19 protein-coding genes are annotated in these 17,885 nt (G+C 60.2%); 14 read left to right on the top strand and 5 right to left on the bottom strand.

All coding sequences use genetic code 11. The features are described 5' to 3' along the window. Window positions 1-127 precede the first annotated feature (127 nt). A complete protein-coding gene (locus tag RA29_RS02890; protein WP_052249436.1) occupies window positions 128-3,148 on the bottom strand; it encodes a hypothetical protein in 3,021 nt (1,006 codons plus the stop codon). Window positions 3,149-3,466: 318 nt separating this feature from the next. Here RA29_RS02890 and RA29_RS02885 point away from each other — a divergent pair, with 318 nt between their 5' ends. Further along, window positions 3,467-3,964 (top strand): DNA starvation/stationary phase protection protein, encoded by a 498-nt coding sequence (locus RA29_RS02885; RefSeq protein ID WP_039682773.1) that lies wholly within the window; start codon window positions 3,467-3,469, stop codon window positions 3,962-3,964. Between the two features lie 45 nt (window positions 3,965-4,009). Here the strand turns inward: RA29_RS02885 and RA29_RS02880 are convergent, their stop codons facing one another. Next, window positions 4,010-4,825, bottom strand: coding sequence for a response regulator (locus tag RA29_RS02880; protein ID WP_039682771.1), 816 nt, complete (start codon window positions 4,823-4,825; stop codon window positions 4,010-4,012). 99 nt (window positions 4,826-4,924) lie between these two features. Between RA29_RS02880 and RA29_RS23130 the strand changes: the two genes are divergently transcribed. The 3 genes from RA29_RS23130 to RA29_RS02870 are packed head-to-tail and all read left to right on the top strand — an operon-like array spanning window position 4,925 to window position 7,403. Then, complete coding sequence (locus RA29_RS23130; RefSeq protein ID WP_193743450.1) at window positions 4,925-5,101, top strand: NepR family anti-sigma factor; 177 nt, start codon at window positions 4,925-4,927, stop codon at window positions 5,099-5,101. Then, on the top strand, window positions 5,091-5,639 hold the full coding sequence (locus RA29_RS02875) for an RNA polymerase sigma factor (RefSeq protein ID WP_039682769.1): 549 nt from the start codon (window positions 5,091-5,093) through the stop codon (window positions 5,637-5,639). The genes RA29_RS23130 and RA29_RS02875 overlap by 11 nt, the downstream gene beginning before the upstream one ends. Before the next feature lie 3 nt (window positions 5,640-5,642). Beyond that, window positions 5,643-7,403, top strand: coding sequence for a sensor histidine kinase (locus RA29_RS02870; protein WP_052249435.1), 1,761 nt, complete (start codon window positions 5,643-5,645; stop codon window positions 7,401-7,403). Between the two features lie 11 nt (window positions 7,404-7,414). Here the strand turns inward: RA29_RS02870 and RA29_RS02865 are convergent, their stop codons facing one another. Further along, window positions 7,415-8,065 carry a Crp/Fnr family transcriptional regulator gene (locus RA29_RS02865; RefSeq protein ID WP_082029452.1) on the bottom strand — a complete coding sequence of 217 codons (651 nt, stop codon included), beginning with the start codon at window positions 8,063-8,065 and terminating at the stop codon, window positions 7,415-7,417. Between the two features lie 167 nt (window positions 8,066-8,232). Between RA29_RS02865 and RA29_RS02860 the strand changes: the two genes are divergently transcribed. Continuing rightward, window positions 8,233-8,631 carry a hypothetical protein gene (locus RA29_RS02860; RefSeq protein WP_039682767.1) on the top strand — a complete coding sequence of 133 codons (399 nt, stop codon included), beginning with the start codon at window positions 8,233-8,235 and terminating at the stop codon, window positions 8,629-8,631. A 37-nt stretch (window positions 8,632-8,668) separates the two neighbouring features. On the opposite strand, the gene RA29_RS02855 is transcribed toward RA29_RS02860, so the two are convergent. Next, window positions 8,669-8,851, bottom strand: a complete 183-nt coding sequence (locus RA29_RS02855) for a hypothetical protein (RefSeq protein ID WP_039682766.1) — start codon at window positions 8,849-8,851, stop codon at window positions 8,669-8,671. Between the two features lie 208 nt (window positions 8,852-9,059). Between RA29_RS02855 and RA29_RS02850 the strand changes: the two genes are divergently transcribed. Continuing rightward, on the top strand, window positions 9,060-9,896 hold the full coding sequence (locus RA29_RS02850) for a formate/nitrite transporter family protein (RefSeq protein WP_039682764.1): 837 nt from the start codon (window positions 9,060-9,062) through the stop codon (window positions 9,894-9,896). Between the two features lie 30 nt (window positions 9,897-9,926). Here the strand turns inward: RA29_RS02850 and RA29_RS23125 are convergent, their stop codons facing one another. Continuing rightward, window positions 9,927-10,070: a hypothetical protein gene (locus RA29_RS23125; protein WP_193743449.1), complete on the bottom strand. Its 144-nt coding sequence runs from the start codon at window positions 10,068-10,070 to the stop codon at window positions 9,927-9,929. Between the two features lie 69 nt (window positions 10,071-10,139). On the opposite strand from RA29_RS23125, the gene RA29_RS23380 reads away from it, so the two are divergent. The 8 genes from RA29_RS23380 to RA29_RS02810 all read left to right on the top strand — a co-directional run bounded on the left by RA29_RS23380 (window position 10,140) and on the right by RA29_RS02810 (window position 17,884). Then, window positions 10,140-10,334: a hypothetical protein gene (locus RA29_RS23380; protein ID WP_152612905.1), complete on the top strand. Its 195-nt coding sequence runs from the start codon at window positions 10,140-10,142 to the stop codon at window positions 10,332-10,334. Between the two features lie 109 nt (window positions 10,335-10,443). Continuing rightward, the gene (locus tag RA29_RS02840) at window positions 10,444-11,724 is read left to right on the top strand and encodes an extracellular solute-binding protein (RefSeq protein WP_241462554.1); all 1,281 of its coding nucleotides are present in this window, start codon (window positions 10,444-10,446) and stop codon (window positions 11,722-11,724) included. A 102-nt stretch (window positions 11,725-11,826) separates the two neighbouring features. Continuing rightward, window positions 11,827-12,774 carry a sugar ABC transporter permease gene (locus RA29_RS02835; protein ID WP_039682758.1) on the top strand — a complete coding sequence of 316 codons (948 nt, stop codon included), beginning with the start codon at window positions 11,827-11,829 and terminating at the stop codon, window positions 12,772-12,774. A gap of 130 nt (window positions 12,775-12,904) precedes the next feature. After that, the gene (locus RA29_RS02830) at window positions 12,905-13,843 is read left to right on the top strand and encodes a carbohydrate ABC transporter permease (RefSeq protein ID WP_039682756.1); all 939 of its coding nucleotides are present in this window, start codon (window positions 12,905-12,907) and stop codon (window positions 13,841-13,843) included. Window positions 13,844-13,964: 121 nt separating this feature from the next. Next, the gene (locus tag RA29_RS02825) at window positions 13,965-14,159 is read left to right on the top strand and encodes a hypothetical protein (protein ID WP_039682754.1); all 195 of its coding nucleotides are present in this window, start codon (window positions 13,965-13,967) and stop codon (window positions 14,157-14,159) included. Then, entirely contained in the window at window positions 14,159-15,256 is a 1,098-nt protein-coding gene (locus RA29_RS02820; protein WP_039682752.1) for an ABC transporter ATP-binding protein, read from the top strand. The genes RA29_RS02825 and RA29_RS02820 overlap by 1 nt, the downstream gene beginning before the upstream one ends. Continuing rightward, window positions 15,249-16,247: an ABC transporter ATP-binding protein gene (locus tag RA29_RS02815; RefSeq protein WP_039682750.1), complete on the top strand. Its 999-nt coding sequence runs from the start codon at window positions 15,249-15,251 to the stop codon at window positions 16,245-16,247. Before RA29_RS02820 ends, RA29_RS02815 begins: the two co-directional genes overlap by 8 nt. A gap of 14 nt (window positions 16,248-16,261) precedes the next feature. Continuing rightward, window positions 16,262-17,884 carry a dihydroxyacetone kinase subunit DhaK gene (locus RA29_RS02810; RefSeq protein ID WP_039682748.1) on the top strand — a complete coding sequence of 541 codons (1,623 nt, stop codon included), beginning with the start codon at window positions 16,262-16,264 and terminating at the stop codon, window positions 17,882-17,884. Window position 17,885 lies beyond the last annotated feature (1 nt).

The raw sequence follows: 17,885 nt of genomic DNA, 5'->3' as shown, positions 1-17,885 counted from the left end.
ACGGATGGAAGCCGCTACAGACGTTGCGGCAATACTATTGGTTTTGCAAACGCGCACGGCGCACGGATGCGACGACCTGCTGGGACACCAGCCAAAACCATTTGGCCGGTGTCCGCTTTAGCTGCCTTTACTGCAACTGCGCGCTGTCGCTCTGGATCTTCAGTTTCCAGTCTTCGATCAGCGTACCTTTCGTCTTCAGACGGCTGGCCAGGTAGTAGAGCCGCTGGGTTGCCGGGCCATCGGGCGCCGTTTCGAAGCGCTGTTTGAGGTAGTAGGGCGGGATCGCCTGGGAGTAGAGCGTGGCCGAGATGGTGCCGCCACTGATGTCTACGCCGGAAGGCAGGGTGATCTTGTAGGTCAACTCGTCCTTGCCCGCCTTGACGCCCGCGTCATGTTCGGCGCGCCCTTCGGGCATCGTTGCTTTCATGAAGGCGGCGGTCACTTCCGAGTCCCCAAACCGCGCCTTGAACGCATCTGTGCCGGGCTCTGCCGCGCCCCACGGCAGCAGCCGGTTGTCCTTGGGGTGATAGACGCGGTGCACGAAGCTGGAGGTGAACTCCTTGTCCGCGTTTTGGGTCAACTCTTCGTAGATCTGGACCTGGGTTTCCTTGTCGATCAGGTCATGGTGGGGTTGGTAGAGCGCTTCGGTTGCACCCTCGGGCACGAAATCCAGGAACTCCGTTTTCAGGGGTTTGCCGTCCGGTCCGATGATGACGCCCGCGCCATTGGTGCAGCCGGAGCACCAGACCTGTTTGCCGCTCGCATCCGTCACCTTCACCTCGAGGAACGCGCGGCGGAAGCCCACGCCAGAAGGCAAGCGGTGCCCTGTCTTGTTGTCGACGGTGACCACGGCCTCGAGCACGGCGCCCGTAGCGGTCAGGCTTTCGATGGCGACATTTGCCGTTTCATCACGGGCCTGCAGGGCCATCGTTTCCAGCGACAGGGCCGCGCCGTTGGTGGCATAGGTCATCGGGTCTTTGGGGCCCAGGCCCATCTCTTCGTCGAATTGCGACAGCATCTCGACCATGAAGGCGTTGAGGCCCACGAAATTGTGCCGCTTGTAGTCGTCGCGGAAGGGCACATCTAATTCCTCATGGGGCAGGGCGTTGGGCACTTCGGGCAGGTTCGTGTCCTGAATGGTCGCGATCTGCGTGGTCAGGCTGTCGATCTTAATCCTGCCATCCAGCGTCTCGAAATTGCTTTTCATGTGGCAGTCCTGGCAGGACTGGGCCGTGCCTGCGTCCGCGAACTGGCTGTTCTGCCATTCAAGGAACGTGGCCTGTTCGATCGAGTGCTGGAACTTCACGAGGGGCTCGCGATAGGTCACGTCAAACTCGTCCTTGAGGAAGTCGACAGCGTTCTGGGCCGCCTGGTTCAAGACCGCCTGTTCCTTGGCCGAGAAGCCGGGCAAGGGCTTGTCCGTCGCCCAGTCCACGTTCGGCAGGTTGATGGTGTGGCAGGCGCCGCACATCTCGCTTTCGGTTATGTAGTCGTCGTGGACGGGGGTGATGCCCATGGCGTTCTGCATCGGTTTTTGGCGCACATCCGGGAACGGTCCGATCAACTCGTTGGCGGGGTTGGTTCGGAATACGCCGGTCGTGCCGTTCATCAGATAGGTGTCGAGCGTGTTGTAGTCCGGCTGCCCTTCGGCCCGCTGTGGTGGCGCGATGTGGTGGCAGACGGCGCAGGAGATCCCCTCGCGGGCGAGGTTGCCGTATTCGTGGTAGTCATAGGTGCCTTCGGCGATCTGCTTCTCTTTCTCGGCTTTGGTGAGCGGATCGTGCAGCAGGGTGTAGGCCACCTTGAACGTGTTGCCGTCCAGGCCGCTGTCCGGGTTGTCGTGCGCGTCGATCTCAAGCTGACGTTGGCCCATCGCGCCGTGGCAGGACAGGCAGGTGGTGCCCAGGTTCTCCGACAGATCATCGATGCCCGCGGCCTCCAGCAGGGCAAATTCGGATTCGAGTTGCGCATAGAAAATCGGGTCACGCCCGGCCAGTCCCATGGGCGACCAGCGCCATTCGCCATATTCCGAGATGTTGAACCCGTCGCCATAGGCCGGGCCGTCCTTGATGAACATGCTGACGCCCGAGGGTGCGCCCCCCAGGCCGCCGTGGCAGCCCACGCAATTGTCCGAGGTCAGGAAATGCTGGGTGTCGTTGGGGCGCGCAGGCACGTGGTCCAGCCACTCGCTGGGCAGGGTTTGCAGATTGGCGCGCGTGATGTCGACGCCGCCGGTGCCGGGGAACATGTCGGTAAACGCCTTGTTCTGCTCGACCGGAGAGGCTTTGGCCGCAGCGATGTGGGCTGCGCGCATGGCTGCGGGGTCGTGCGGGTCATTCACATAGGACTTGATCATCTCCTCAAGGCTCGCGCCAAAGGCGGGCTTCTGCGCCATGGGTAGGTCGCGCCAGCTTTCGTCCACGCGGTAGATCACCGGCTCGCCCGGATACCCTTCGATGTTTTCGAGCGCGGAAAAGATCAGCTCTTCGGCTGCGGAGGCATGGCAGCGCATGCACATGCCGTCGCCACCTGCACCCAATGGCGGGCTGTAGGGGGCTTCGAACGTGTCAATCACGGGCTTGCGCGCCTTCATGTCGTCGGCATTCGCGAAATAGACCGAAGCAAAGAACCAGCCGCCATGGGACAGGGCGCTGTCCTTGACCATGACGGTCCAGTTCAGCGCGCCTTCGGTGTAGGCGTAGTGGGCCATCTCCTTGGCGACCTTTTCGGGGTCATTCGGGTATTTGGCGACAAGGCTGGCGTGGTATTCGTTGTACCGGGCCGATGGCGGGTTCACCATTTCCTTGACCACGATGGCACCGTCAGCGATGTCGCCGGTCCGTCCGGCTTCAAGCCACGCCATGATCTCGGGGGAGTAGTACATGCGCACAGCCGGGTGGATGCCGAAGCTCATGTTGAAGACAAACGGCCCGGTATCGCGCCAGCTTTTGTCCCGTTTCCAGCCCAGCCCCACATATTCTCGCTTCGCGATCCACGGAAACAGCACGTTTTCATAGTCGATCAGGGGCAGGGTGCTGGGCAATGGCAGGTCGGCCCCTTTGCCCTTGTGCGACGCATCGTCGGCCAGGGCAGGTTGGGTGACAAAGGCGAAAATGAAAAACAGGCTGGCGAGAAAGCTGGCGCGCATCGAATGGGTCTCCGGCGTTATGTATCGGCAGAATGCCACCTAAACGAGAATTTGTATACGCAAACTTTCGCCTATATCGCGAAAATCGGGTCTATTTCCGGGTTTTTCAGGGTCGAACCCTTGATCTGAGGCTTGTGCGCCCTAACGCGAAACTTGGGTGCGGTAGCCTTGCAGTACCGCACCCCGAGATTGGCCCTGAGACCGTATTCAGAGCAGTATAAGACCCTGGCTCGGCGCGCAGGAATTCGCCGAAAATGGGGAACTCTTGCCGATCTCTCCGGTTGTTTACCCAACGCAACCCATTAAACGGAGGTCACTATGGCTGACGCACTCAAAGTTGTTCCTTCAAGCGACGATGTCTCGACCGGTGTGCGCGACACCGAAGCGGTCGCAACCGGGCTGTCGGATGTTCTGGCGGACACCTATTGTCTGGTGTTCAAGACACATGCCTATCACTGGAACGTGGAAGGGCCGCTGTTCTACTCGGTCCACAACCTGACCGAAGAGCATTACAGCAACATGTTCGAAGCGGCGGACGAACTGGCCGAACGTATTCGCGCCTTGGGCGAGTTGGCACCGTCCGCATTGAAAGATGTGGTGAGCCGTTCGCGGATCGAGGATCCCAAAGGCCCGATGTCGACCGCCCAGATGGTCGATGATCTGGCGGCTGATCACGAGCGGTTGGCGCATCGGCTGCACGCGCTGGCCGAGCTTGCCGTAAGCAACAAGGACATTGTGACCGAGGATTTGGCGACAGAGCGGTCCGCGTTCCACGAACAGGCCGCGTGGATGCTGCGCGCAATTGCGAAAAGCTAATGTGGAAAAGACCCCGCCGGAACCGTCCGGCGGGGTCAAATCACGTCAGGCGTTCAAAGTCTCAGTCGACGAAAAGAACATCGCCTGGCTGACAGCCGACTTTACTTGCGCCTCGGTGTAGGGCTTTGAAATCAGGAAGGCCGGTTCCGGCCCTTTCCCGGTCAAAAGCCGTTCCGGGAAGGCGGTGATGAAAATCACGGGCCGATCACCTTGCGCTGCAAGGATGTCGTTCACCGCATCGATGCCGCTGGAATTGTCGGCAAGTTGAATGTCGGACAGGATCAGATCGGCCTGTTCTTCCTTGGCCAGTTGCACGGCGCGGTCGCGGGTCCGGGCGATGCCGGTGACCCGGTGCCCCATGTCGGCCACGATGGATTCCAGATCCATCGAAATAATAGCCTCGTCTTCGATGATCATGACCCGGCCCGAAACATGCTGACCCATTTCAGCATAGGCGATGTCGATCAGTTCCTGCGCCTCTTCTGGTGGCACGTTCATGACACAGGCCACGTCGGATGCGGAGAAATCCTCGACCGTGTGCAACAGAAGCGCTTCGCGCGTGTTCGGGGTCAGCTTGGACAGGTGATCACGGGCCTTGCGGGCGATCCCGGACACATCCGTGTCGTCGCCAAAAACGGCGCCGGAGGTTGTCCAGATGGCGTGGAAACTGCGGAACAGGGCGACTTTTGCGTCAGGGCCGTTCTGATACTGGTCGGGATCGGACAGGATCGCCTCCAGCGTGGCGATGGCATAGGTGTCGCCTGTGTCCTGACTGCCTGTCAGCGCGCGCGCATAGCGGCGCAGGTAAGGAAGATTGGCGCCCACATCGTTTGCAAGCTGCTCCCTTGTGTCGTTGTTCATTTTCTTTGCCTTTTTTCGACCTAGTCTTGGAACCATACGTGCAGTGGTGCGTATTGGTTCCGTCACACGTTAAGAAAATTGAGCGAGAAGTCAGACCCGATGACACGGCAGACCCGCAAGACCGAAATCGATGCAGAGATTGACGCGAACCTCAAACGCGCCTTCGACAATCTGGCAAACGAGCCTGTGCCGGACCGCTTTACGGACCTTTTGAACCAGTTGCGGACGGGCGGCGCGACGGACGCGTCTCAGAAGGAGGCGCAGAATGACGACTGACCCTCGCGACGAGTTGGTCGAGCATCTGGGCGCACTGCGTGCCTTTGCGCTCAGCCTGTGTAGAAACGCGGCCACCGCCGATGATCTGGTGCAGGAGGCACTGATCAAGGCCTGGACGAATATCGACAAGTTCGAAGCCGGCTCAAACATGCGTGCGTGGCTCTTTACCATTCTGCGCAACACCTATTACTCACTCCACCGCAAGCGCAAACGCGAGGTCGAGGATGTGGACGGCGCCTATGCCGACACGCTGGCGCAAAAGCCGGATCATGACGGTCGTCTTGCCATGCGCGACTTCGGCGCGGCCTTTGACCAGTTGAACGACGAGCAGCGCGAAGCGCTTGTTTTGGTCGGCGCGGGCGGCTTTTCTTACGAGGAAGCGGCCGAGACCTGCGGTGTCGCCGTCGGTACGATCAAAAGCCGCGTGAACCGTGGCCGCGCGCGTCTTGCCGAGCTGATGGCGTTGGACGACCCGGACGATATCGAACTGACAGACAGCGTGACGGTGGGGATCGTGTCGGCGCAAAGCGTGGCCTAAACCTTGACGAAAGAGACGTTGACCCGCGGGCTGTTTGTCCGTCTGGCAGGGCTGATGACCCTGGCGCTGTTCCCGTTGGGCGCTATTGCCCTGTGGCAAACCAACGAAGTCGTCAGCGCTACCGTCAGGTTGTCAGAAGAGATCGTGTTGTCCGAGACGGAACGGGCGGCAGCCTCGGAACGCCGCTTGCTCGAGCGGGGACGGGGGGCCGCCGAGGGGTTGGCCGCCCTGCTGGGGCCGGTTGCCGACGATGCGGCACAATGTTCTGACATGATGTCGCGTTTTGTCAGCCGTCAGGACACGTTCGTCTTTGCCGGCTTCATTGGGCGCAATGGCCTGATGGACTGCACGTCAAACGGCACCACCTTCGACTTTGCCGAAGACGCCAGTTTCGCGCGCGCTCTGGAACAGGAAGGGCAGATCTTTGAGGTGAACCTGTCGGGCGTTGCAACAGGCGAATCCGTTGTCATCATCAGCAACCCGGTCAAGATCGAGGGCCGGTTCGCCGGTTTCGTGTCCCTGTCCGTGCCACACTCGGCCGCAAACCCGGCGACATCCGCAGCAGTCTTGCAAGACGAACAGCGGTTCGATCACGTCACCATAAACCGGGCAGGGCGTATCCTGTTCTCAACCAGCGAGCTGTCTTCTGCCGGGCGCCTTTTGCCCGCGGATATCGACCCGACCGCCCTGCTTGACCGCAACGGCGAGACGTTCCTTGCAGAAGGTATCGACGGTCGCGAACGGCTCTTTGCCATATCGTCCATCGTCCCGAACGAGGTGGTCGTGGTTGGGTCCTGGTCCACGGGCCGCCGGACGGTTGCCGGGGTCAGTACCACACCGGTGTGGATCCCGCTGCTATTCCCGATCCTGATGTGGTGCGCGGGCCTCGCCGTCGCCTTTTTGGGCCTGCACCGGCTGGTCATCCGCCACATCTATACCCTGCGCCGCTCCATGCGGCAGTTTGCGCTGGGCGAGCGTGACGACCCGGAGGTCGCCTTTGACGATCCACCATCGGAGTTCGAAGTGCTTGAGACATCGTACAACCGCATGGTTCAGGCCCTGATCCGCGCCGAACGGCGGGCCGAAGAAGACCTGGAAGAAAAGACCATCCTTCTGCGTGAGATACATCACCGGGTTAAAAACAACCTCCAGCTCATCGCATCCATCATGAACATGCACGCACGCGCGGCCAAAACGCCCGAGACACGGGCGCTGCTCTCGCAATTGCAGCAACGGGTGCGTGGGTTGGCAACAGTGCACCAGACACTCAACGCCGATTCCGACGAATCCAGTATCGAGGCACGCAGCCTCATCCTGCGGCTGACCAGGGAGTTGGCCCCGATCGCAGACGGGCTGAAACGCAAGATCCGCACGACCACCGATGTGACACAAATCCAGCTGGGACAGGATCAGGCGGTTGCCCTGTCCATGCTGGCGGCCGAGGCGTTGACCAATGCGGTCAAATACATTGGCGCGCCACCGGGAGAAACACTTACGCTCGATGTGTCCTTGCAGCGCGACGGCGACACCCACCTGATCTTTGAGATCGTCAATTCCGTCGGCGCATCGTCGGACGAAGCGGCGGCGATGATGGACAGCAGCGGGATCGGAACGCGCCTGATGCGTGCGTTCGTGGCGCAACTCGACGGGGAAGAACGCCGCAGCGAAACGGACACGCATTTCCACTACAGCGTTACGTTTCCCGTGGCCAACATCATGCCCGAACTGCCAAAACCGTGGATGCAGAAGCAAGAGGCCGGATAGCATTGCGCCATTCAGATCAACGGGCGCGGTTGCACGTTATCGGGGTCGATACCTGACAAGTCAGTCAGTTTCTCTTCGTCCATAATGCGCAGGGTTCCGTTCGTCCAATGGGCGATCTTACGATCCTTGAGCTTCGCCAACGTCTTGTTGGTATGCACAAGCGACAACCCCAGCGCATCTGCAAGGTCTTGCTGCCGGAAGGGCAGGGGACAGGTGTCGCCCTTGTTCAGATCAAGCGCGCAGGCGCGGCGATAAAAGCGGTGCAGGCTCCACGCAATTTTCTCAAGTGCGCCCCGCTGTCCAACGGTGGTGAGCGCGTCGCCAAGGAAATGCTCCTCCACCGCTGCGATATGGGTCAGGGCATAGGCACGCTCGGGCTGGTTCTGGAACAACTCGAACACTCGGTTGCGGTTGAACACACACAGCCGCATGGGCGTGGTCGCTTCGACCGAATGACACATTGCATCCAGGATACCTGCCTGTAGCCCGATGAAGTCGCCGGGCATGACAAAGCCGATCACCTGGCGGCGCCCATCTTCCAATGTCTTGTAACGTATCCCCATACCCGACAGGACAGTAAACAACTGTGCCGCGCGCGCACCTTCCATGAAAAGCTGCGTGCCCGTGTCCGCAACCATTTCGCCGGTTTTAAAGCGTTTCATGAACGTCACTTCTTCCGACTTGAAGGGCAGGAACCCCTCCTTGCGGCGCAACGGACATTTGTCACAACTGATTGTCGAAATATCACCTTGGTATGTCACAGTTTATTGCTCCTCTGAGCGGGCGCATGGAAGTAGGGGGTCCAACAAGAAAAAAAGAGCAACGCCGCATGACATCGCGCAACCAATCCGATCACGCCTCTGCCGTGGTCATCACGTCCAATTTCGTTGAAGCCGAAGACATTACAGACGCCCTGCACCGCTTCGGCTTTGATGATGTCACTCACTTCCGTTCGGTCGAACACGCCACCACCTACTTTGAGGATGGCGTGCCGATGCCCGCATTTGCATTGATGTCGATCCAGGGTTCGGATGATGTCGCTGACGCGCTCTGTAAAAGGTTGCGCGCTGCGGGGTGTCGTCAGGTGCTGATCAACGGCGATCCAGACCGCGCCGTCAGCATGGGTGCGTCGTTTCTGCAGCGTCCATATTCGAACGTCGAACTTGATCGCTGCATTGCCGATGTGATGCGGGGCGCTGCGCCCCTCGATGGCGCTGAAAGCGCATGACCGGCATCACATGCGGATCATAACCTGACACGACTGTTCACGATCCCTGCGGCTCGATCATTTGGGCGTCGTCTTCAACAAACGCCGCATCGTCGTCCATGCTGGAATACACGTTCGCGATGAAAAACAGGGCTGCAGCCACGACAACGGTGCCGATCCCGACCAGTACGAACCAGTGCTTGCGTGTTTGCGTTTCTACATTTGTGTCAGGTGCCGACATAAATCGTCTCCTTGTTATTCGGTGTCGGTGGATAAACGCGCAGGAACCGGCAGAGTTCCGCGCAACATGTGTCAGATGACGTGGGATGACCCGCATCTCGCACCACGCGGCGGGTCGGGCAGGGCGGTGAGCGGCGACAATCCGCGCCTTGGGAACCAAAGCAAATGATCGGCGTTTTTCCTCAAATCAATTGATCCAGGACATCCATATGACGCAGGTTCCGTCCTCTCCGCTGGTTGAAGAAAAGGTCGAGGAGGAGGCGGTCACAGAAGCTTCAGGACTGTCGCCGCGTCTTATCTTTGAAACGATCCGTCGGCATGGCGACGAAGAGTTGAAGCGCCCGACCAAGACCTTGTTCTGGTCGGGTATCGCTGCGGGCATATTGATCAGTTTCTCGGTGTTGGGCGAAGCCTATCTTCGGGCGTATCTTCCCGACACGGATTGGCGGTTCATTGTCGAAAACCTGGGCTATTCGCTGGGGTTTCTGCTGGTCATCCTTGGCCGGATGCAGCTTTTTACGGAAAACACCATCACCACGGTTGTGCCTGCCGTGATTGACCCATGCCGGTCCGTGTTCGCGCGCGTGGCCAAGCTGTGGGCCATCGTTCTGCTGTCCAACATCATCGGCGCATTCATCATCGCAAGCTTTCTGGTCTACACCCCGGTCTTCACGCCCGAGTTGCTGGGCGTTGTCACCGACCTGAGCAAACACGCGACAGGTTTTCCCCCGGTCGAAGGGTTCGTGCGCGGTATTCCGGCGGGCGTTTTGATTGCAGCTATTGTCTGGATGCTCCCATCTGCCCAGAACAATGAGGTCTTGCTGATCATCATCTTCACATGGCTGATTGCGCTGGGCGATTTCACTCACATCATCGCTGGTTCTGTCGAGATGGCGGTGCTGGCGGTTCAGGGCCTGATCACCGCGCCGCAAGCGATCTTTGGGTTCTTTCTGCCGGTCCTTATCGGCAACGTCATTGGCGGAACGGCCGTGTTCACCATGATGACCTACGCCCAGATCCGTCCCGAGATCGACGGGGACGTATAAAACAGAGCGCCCGGGGGCGCCCTGCATTTCTTACGCGTCTTTGGCGAGGCTGGATTTCTCCGCATCCGGATCATCCATCCGCTCTTCCGTGCGTCGCTTGCTCAAATATGCCCAAACCAGAACCAGACCAAATGTCAGCGCAGGCAGGACAACGATAAGTGCTTCAATCGTCATGTCTTGTCCTTTCATGTTGCGTAGCTGGCCAACGTGTGCCCGCTTGGTCCGTTCCTTCGATCTGGCCCGATGGTGCAATCCGTCGCAGGTGAAAACGGATCTGAAAATCTGCCGACCATCGGCGCCAAAACCGCAAACATCGCTGATCTGCGTGGAGAAAACAGTCGAGGCGGCTTTAAGTGGAGCGCAAATAAAAATATTATATTTCAGATGCTTGACTGTATTTCCGCTAAAAATGATGAACGCACCTCAAAATCTCGTTGACATGATGTACGTCCCTCAAATAGCGTTTCCCTAAGGTTACCGCCCAAGCGGGACCGATAGGGAGGATCATATGAAAAAAATGACTTCAGCCGCCTTAGGTGCGGCCCTGATGACGTCTGTCAGCGTGCCAACCATGGCCATGGCAGATGATTTGACACTGTGCTGGGCCGCCTGGGACCCGGCCAACGCATTGGTTGAACTCAGCAAGGAGTTCGAGGCTCAATCCGGCCACACCATGAATTTCGAATTCATCCCATGGCCCAACTTCGCCGACCGGATGCTGAACGAGCTGAACTCCGGCGGCAAGCTCTGCGACCTGCTGATCGGCGATAGCCAGTGGATCGGCGGCGGCGCTGAAAACGGCCACTACGTCAAGCTGAACGACTTCTTCGACGCCGAAGGGATCAGCATGGACGACTTCGCACCCGCGACCGTCTACGCCTACTCCACATGGCCCAAGGGCACGCCGAACTACTATGCGCTGCCCGCCATGGGCGACGCCAACGGCTGGTTCTACCGCGCCGACTGGTTCGCCGACGCCGACATCCAGGCCGCCTACAAGGAAGCCACCGGCGAAGACCTGCGCGAACCGCAAAGCCAGCGCGAAATGCTGCAAATTGCCCAGTTCTTCCAGGGCCGCGAGATTGACGGCAAAACCGTCTACGGCGCGTCCATTTTCACCGAACGTGGCTCCGAAGGGATCACCATGGGTGTGACCTCGGCGCTCTACCCATGGGGCTTCAAATATGAAAACACCCCTGGCTCTTACGATATGGAAGGGGCGGTGAACTCAGCTGAAGCGGTCGAAGCGCTGGAATTCTACAAAGAGTTCTACGAAACTGCGACGCCACCGGGTTACACTAACTCCTACATGGGCGAGTCGCTTGATGCGTTCAAATCGGGCCAGGTCGCCATGGCGATGAACTGGTTCGCGTTCTTCCCCGGCCTCTACGCCGACCCGGATACCGGCGGGGACAAGATCGACTTCTTCGTGAACCCACCCCAAAACCAAGCCGGCTCGACCTTGGGCGGGCAGGGGATCAGTGTTGTCGCCTATTCCGATAAGCAGGATGCAGCCCTTGAGTACATCAAGTGGTTCGCCAACCCCGAGGTGCAGGCCAAGTGGTGGGAGCTGGGCGGCTACTCGGCCCACAACGCGGTCCTGAACGATCCGGGCTTCAAGGACAGCGCACCCTTCGCCGGTGACTTCCTCGAGGCGATGAACGACGTGCAGGACTTCTGGCAGGAACCGACTTATGCCGAACTGCTGCTCGCCATGCAAAAGCGCATCCACGATTACGTGGTCGCCGATCAAGGCACGGCACAGGAAGCTCTCGACAAGCTGATCGAGGACTGGACCGAAGTCTTTGAGGACGAAGGTAAACTCTAAGTCCTCCTCCCCGGGGTGGGCAGCACTGCCCACCCCACCTCCGACCGAACCGACCCTTTGTAGGGTGGGCACTCTGCCCACCTCACGAGAAAGCTGTGCCAGATGACAGACACCGTCGCCAACCGCGCCGCCAAGGCCACGCCCCAGCGCGTCGCGCGCAAGATCAAGGGACTGAGCGACCGCGCGATCGCGTGGATCTTCGTCGCCCCCACGATCTTCCTGCTGCTGGCCATCAACATCTTCCCGCTGATCTGGACGATCCAGCTCAGCTTCACCAACTACCGCGCCAACCGGCTGAACCGCGAACCTGAATTCATCGGCCTGCGCAATTACGAGCGTATCCTCACGGACAGCGACATCTGGCTGAACATGCAGGCCACCGCACATTTCCTGTTCTGGACCATCGCGCTGCAGGTGCTGATCGGCTTCACGCTGGCCTGGCTGATCAACAAGAAATTCAAGGGCAACGACCTCTGGACCACGATCATCGTGCTGCCGATGATGCTGTCGCCCGCGGTGGTCGGGAACTTCTGGAAATTCCTCTACCAACCGCAAATCGGGCTCTTCAACTACATCGTCGCCTTCTTCACGGGCAAGGACCCCAGCAGTTTCGAAATGCTCGGCTCGGTGCAATTGGCCCCCTGGTCCATCGTCATCGTGGACACCTGGATGTGGACCCCCTTCGTGATGCTCATCTGCCTCGCCGGACTCCGCTCCATCCCCGACTACATTTATGAGGCGGCAGAGGTCGACCGCGCCTCCAAGCTCCGCCAATTCTTCACGATCACCATCCCGATGGTGCTGCCCTTCCTCATGCTGGCGGTCCTGTTCCGAGGCATTGAGAACTTCAAGATGTTCGACCTCGTCGTCCAACTCACCGGCGGCGGTCCCGGCTCAACCACGGAACTCACCTCGATCAACCTCAAGCGCGAAGCGTTCGAGAAATGGCGCACCGGCTATGCATCCGCCTATGCCATCATCCTCTTCGTGACGGTGTTTGGCCTAGCCAGCATCTACGTCAAAGCCCTCAACAAGGTGAAGGAGCGCTGATGATACAGTCCCTTCAAACTTTGGCGATCCAAACGATCTCATGCGCAACGCGGCGCGACTGCGCCATGCCCGACNNGTCGGGCATGGCGCAGTCGCACCGGCCCAACCGTCTCGTACAAAGGCTGATCACATGAGCGCCTATTCCGTCACCGAACCCAGCACGCGGTCGAAATGGTTCGCCGGATCGCTGGTCATCCTCTACGCGCTGATCACAATGATCCCGCTCGCGTGGATCATGCTCACCGGCTTCAAATCGCCGTCCGATGCGATCAGCTACCCACCCAAGGTCGTGTTCGAGCCCACGCTCGAAGGGTATGTGAACCTCTTCACCACCCGCACACGGCAAACACAGGAATTCCTCGACGCCAACCCGCCGCAAAACTGGGCGGACGAGATCGTGCGCGAATATGACATGGTCATCGTCGGCCCGTCGAAATTCGGCGAACGCTTCCTGAACTCGGTCATCATCGGCTTCGGCTCGACCTTCCTGTCGGTTTTCTTGGGCACACTTGCCGCCTACGCCTTCTCTCGCTTCAAGATACCCCTGGCCGACGACCTGCTGTTCTTCATCCTTTCAACGAGGATGATGCCCCCCATCGCCGTCGCAATCCCCATCTTTCTCATGTACCGCAACCTCGGCCTGTCAGACACACATCTGGGCATGATCCTGCTTTACACGGCTGTGAACATCTCGCTCGCCGTCTGGCTGCTCAAGGGGTTCATCGACGAAATCCCCCGCGAGTATGAAGAGGCAGCGCTGATCGATGGCTACACGCGGTTTCAGGCGTTCTACAAAGTGGTGCTGCCCCAGGCCGCCACCGGCATCGCCTCCACCGCCATCTTCTGCCTGATCTTCGCCTGGAACGAATACGCCTTCGCGGTGCTTCTGACCTCGGCCACGGCCCAGACAGCACCGCCCTTCATCCCGACCATCATCGGCGTCGGCGGCCTCGACTGGCCGGCGGTCGCGGCAGGGGCCACGATCTTCCTGCTGCCGGTGATGATCTTCACCATCCTGCTGCGCAAACACCTGCTGCGGGGCATCACTTTCGGAGCCGTGCGCAAATGATCCGTCTATGTTCAACTACAACATCTTGGTGCACCGGGGGGGTGCCTGGGGGGTGCACAGGGGGTGTACGGATGGTGTACGGATGTCACCCCCCTCGTTTCAGGCAATCGGAGGGCACGCCATGCGCACATTCCTGACCGGCCTCATGCGCCTGCGCCGCGGCCCGTGGGAGATGCTGGCCACCATCATCATCGCCCTCGGGGTCTTCATGCTGATGCAACCTTTCGTGCTCTGGGCCTTCACCTATTCCTTCATCACGACACTGGTGGGCACCGTCATGTTCATCATCGTCAGCCACTTCCCGGAAGGTGAATAATGGCCGAGATTGTCATCAAAAACGTCCGCAAGGAATTCGGCGATTTCGTCGCTGTGAAGAAGTCGAGCTTCACCATCGAAGACGGTGAATTCTTTATGCTTTTGGGCCCCTCAGGCTGTGGCAAAACCACCACGCTGCGCATGATTGCAGGGCTGGAATTGCCCACGAGCGGAGAGATCTATCTCGACGGTGAAGAGATCGGCCAACGTCCTCCCTCCGAACGCGATATTGCCTTTGTTTTCCAGATGTTCGCGCTCTATCCTCACATGAACGTCTACAAGAACTTGAGCTATCCGCTGGTCAGCCAGGGCATGCCCCGCGCCCAAGTTCGCGCCAAGGTGGACGAGGTCGCCACGATCCTCGGGATCAAGGACATCCTCAAGAAACCCGTCGGTGGCCTGTCCGGCGGCGACCGCCAGCGCGTCGCCCTCGGCCGCGCCATCGTCCGAGAACCCAAGGCCTTCATGATGGACGAACCTTTGGGCGCGCTCGACGCCGAATTTCGCGAACACATGGCCGAAGAACTCCGCGCCCTGCACGACCGTATGGGGGCTACCACTGTCTACGTCACCCACGACCAGCTTGAGGCCATGCAGATGGGCGACAAGATCGTCGTGATGAACAATGCGGTGGTCGAACAGTTCGGCAAACCGCAGGACATCTACGACATGCCCGCCACCATGTTCGTGGCCGACTTCATCGGCTCACCGTCCATGAACTTTTTGAATTTTCAGGGAAAAGTCGCGAAAGGCGAAGAGTTGGTCACCCTCGGTGACCAAACGATGAGCGTGCCAACCCTGCGCGAAGGCGCCTCCGGCGACCTCGTCTTCGGTGTGCGCCCAGAACATATCCGCCTCTCCGATGACGGCGACTATCGCGGCAAAATCCTCGCCACCGAATATCTCGGCACGACCCAGATCATCACGCTCGACACCCCCAACGGAGAGGTCAAGGCCCGCATCGCCTCCGACCAGCCCGCAACAGTGGGCGAGACGGTGGGACTCGGCTTCAACGCCAAGACCGTGACCCTGTTTGACAAGGCCACGGGCCGCGCCCTGCGCTCGGAACTGAACGAAGGAGTGCTCGCCCATGGCTGAAGTACAACTGACCGGCGTGTCCAAATCCTTCAAGGCGACGAAAGCCGTCATAGACATGGACCTGACCATCCCCGACGGCGCCTTTGTCGTCCTGCTCGGCCCCACTGGGGCAGGCAAGACCACGACCCTGCGCCTGATCGCGGGCCTGGAGAAACCGGACACCGGGGACATCCACATAGGCGGCACATCCGTGACCAATCTGACGCCCGCACAGCGCGACGTGGCGATGGTGTTCCAGCAGTATTCGCTCTACCCGCACATGTCCGTTCGGGACAATCTCGCCTTTCCTTTGCGCTCGCCCATCCTCAAGACGCCCGAGGATGAAATAGCCCGCAAAGTCAAAGAGGTGGCCGAGGTTCTTCACATCCCACACAAGCTCGACAACAAGGCAACAGAGCTGTCGGGGGGCGAGATGCAACGGGTGTCTATCGGGCGTGCCTTGGTGCGTGATCCGCAAGTTTATCTCATGGATGAACCGCTCAGTTCGCTCGACGCCAAGCTGCGCGCCGACCTCCGAGTGGAGTTAAAACGCATCCACGCAGAACTGGCCGCCACGCTGCTCTATGTCACCCACGACCAGATCGAAGCCATGACCATGGCCACCCATGTGGGCGTATTGGATGAAGGCCGTCTGGTACAGTTCGGCACCCCACGCGACATCTATGAAAACCCGCACACGGCTTATGTTGCAGCGCGTTTGGGCCAACCCCGGATCAACCTGCTGCCTGTTGGTCTGATGGGTGAGGATGCCCCCGCAGGCGCGCACCAGGTCGGCCTACGCCCCGAAAACATACGGCACGGCAAAGGGCGCGACGCGCAAGTGGTGCGGGTGGAACACCTCGGCGACCAGACCCGGCTGCACCTCAAAGTGGCTGACTACGACGTGATCACCCTGACCGATCCGCACACCACGCTCAAAGCCGGCGAAACCATCCAGATCGCCCCGGAAAACCCAGTCTTCTTCGACGCTTCCGGCGCGCGGATCACCTGAGAAAGGACAAGCACATGGCACAATTCGTCAATGCGAAAGAGGATCTGGTCAAAGAAGCCATCGACGGCCTTCTGGCCTGCTCGGGTGGCGCGCTGGCGCGGCTGGATGGCTATCCGCATATCAAGGTGGTCTATCGCACGGATTGGGCGCGCGACCGGGTTGCGTTGATCTCGGGCGGTGGATCGGGTCACGAACCGGCCCATGCAGGCTTTGTCGGTCCGGGCATGCTGACAGCGGCGGTCTGTGGCGAGGTCTTTGCCTCCCCCTCGGTCGAGGCTGTTCTGGCGGGTATCCTGGCCGTGACGGGTGAGGCGGGCTGCCTGCTGGTCGTCAAGAATTACACCGGCGACCGGCTCAACTTCGGCCTTGCCGCCGAACGGGCACGTGCGCTTGGCCGCAAGGTCGAAATGGTGGTGGTCGACGACGACATCGCGCTACCGGAACTGCCGCAGCCGCGCGGTGTGGCGGGCACGCTCTTTGTTCACAAGATCGCGGGCGCTATGGCCGAGGCGGGCAAGCCTCTGGAAGAGGTCGCCGACGCTGCCCGTCGTATCATCGCCAGCGTGGTCTCCATCGGCACCAGCCTTGATACATGCACCGTTCCTGGCTCACCCAAGGAAAACCGCATCCCGGCGGGCAAGGCCGAACTGGGGCTGGGCATTCACGGCGAACCGGGGGTGGAGCAGGTGGATTTCACCGGTGCGTCCCAAGCCATGAACACCGTGCTGGAAAAGCTGCGTGAGCACGCTGGGCAGGGACCTTGTGTCGCCCTCGTGAACAATCTCGGCTCGACCACACCGCTTGAGATGTCGGTGCTGAGCCACGGGCTTGCGCAATCCGGCATTGCTAGCCATGTGATCGGCCCTGCGCCGATGATGACATCGCTCGACATGCACGGGTTTTCCGTGTCCGTTTTGCCCGTGGCCGCCCATGACCTCGAAGCTCTGGCAGCACCTGTTCCGATGGCGGCATGGCCCGGCCTTCAGGGGATGGTCGATGTGCCGGTGACACCGCTTCCAGACGGCCTCACGCCCATCGAGCCCATCCCCTCTGCCAATGCGCAGACGCGGGACATCATCGCGCAGGTGGCCGATGCGCTCATTGCTGCCGAAGGAGACCTGAACGAACTTGACGCCAAGTCCGGCGACGGGGACACCGGTAGCACGCTCGCCACCGCAGCGCGCGCGCTGAAGGACCGATTGGATGCGATGCCGCTTGCTGATCTGACGCAGCTTTTCCCTGCCCTTGGCAACGAGTTGAGCCAGACGATGGGGGGCTCCTCAGGCGTGATCCTTGCCATCTATTTCAACGCGGCGGGCGATGCATGTGCAGGTGGCGCGCCAGTGCACAAGGCGCTGGCCGAAGGGTTGAAACGGGTCAGCGATGTGGGCGGGGCCAAGGTCGGGGACCGGACGATGATCGACGCGCTGGCACCCGCGTTGGACGCACTACCGGGGGGCATCGACGCCTCTGCCGCCGCCGCACGCGCAGGCGCGGACAGCACGGCGCAGATTCACCGTGCAAAGGCGGGCCGGGCGGCATATGTCCCGTCAGACAATCTCAAAGGGCACAACGACCCGGGGGCGGAAGCCGTGGCGCTGGTGTTCGAAGGACTGGCGCGCGCCATGAAAGAGTAGG

Origin of the sequence: Tateyamaria sp. ANG-S1, from assembly GCF_000814025.1 — a bacterium.
In the GTDB taxonomy this organism is placed as follows: Bacteria; Pseudomonadota; Alphaproteobacteria; order Rhodobacterales; family Rhodobacteraceae; genus Tateyamaria.
The sequence above is the reverse complement of the archived record's forward strand: the minus strand, read 5'-3'. Positions and strand labels throughout refer to the sequence as shown.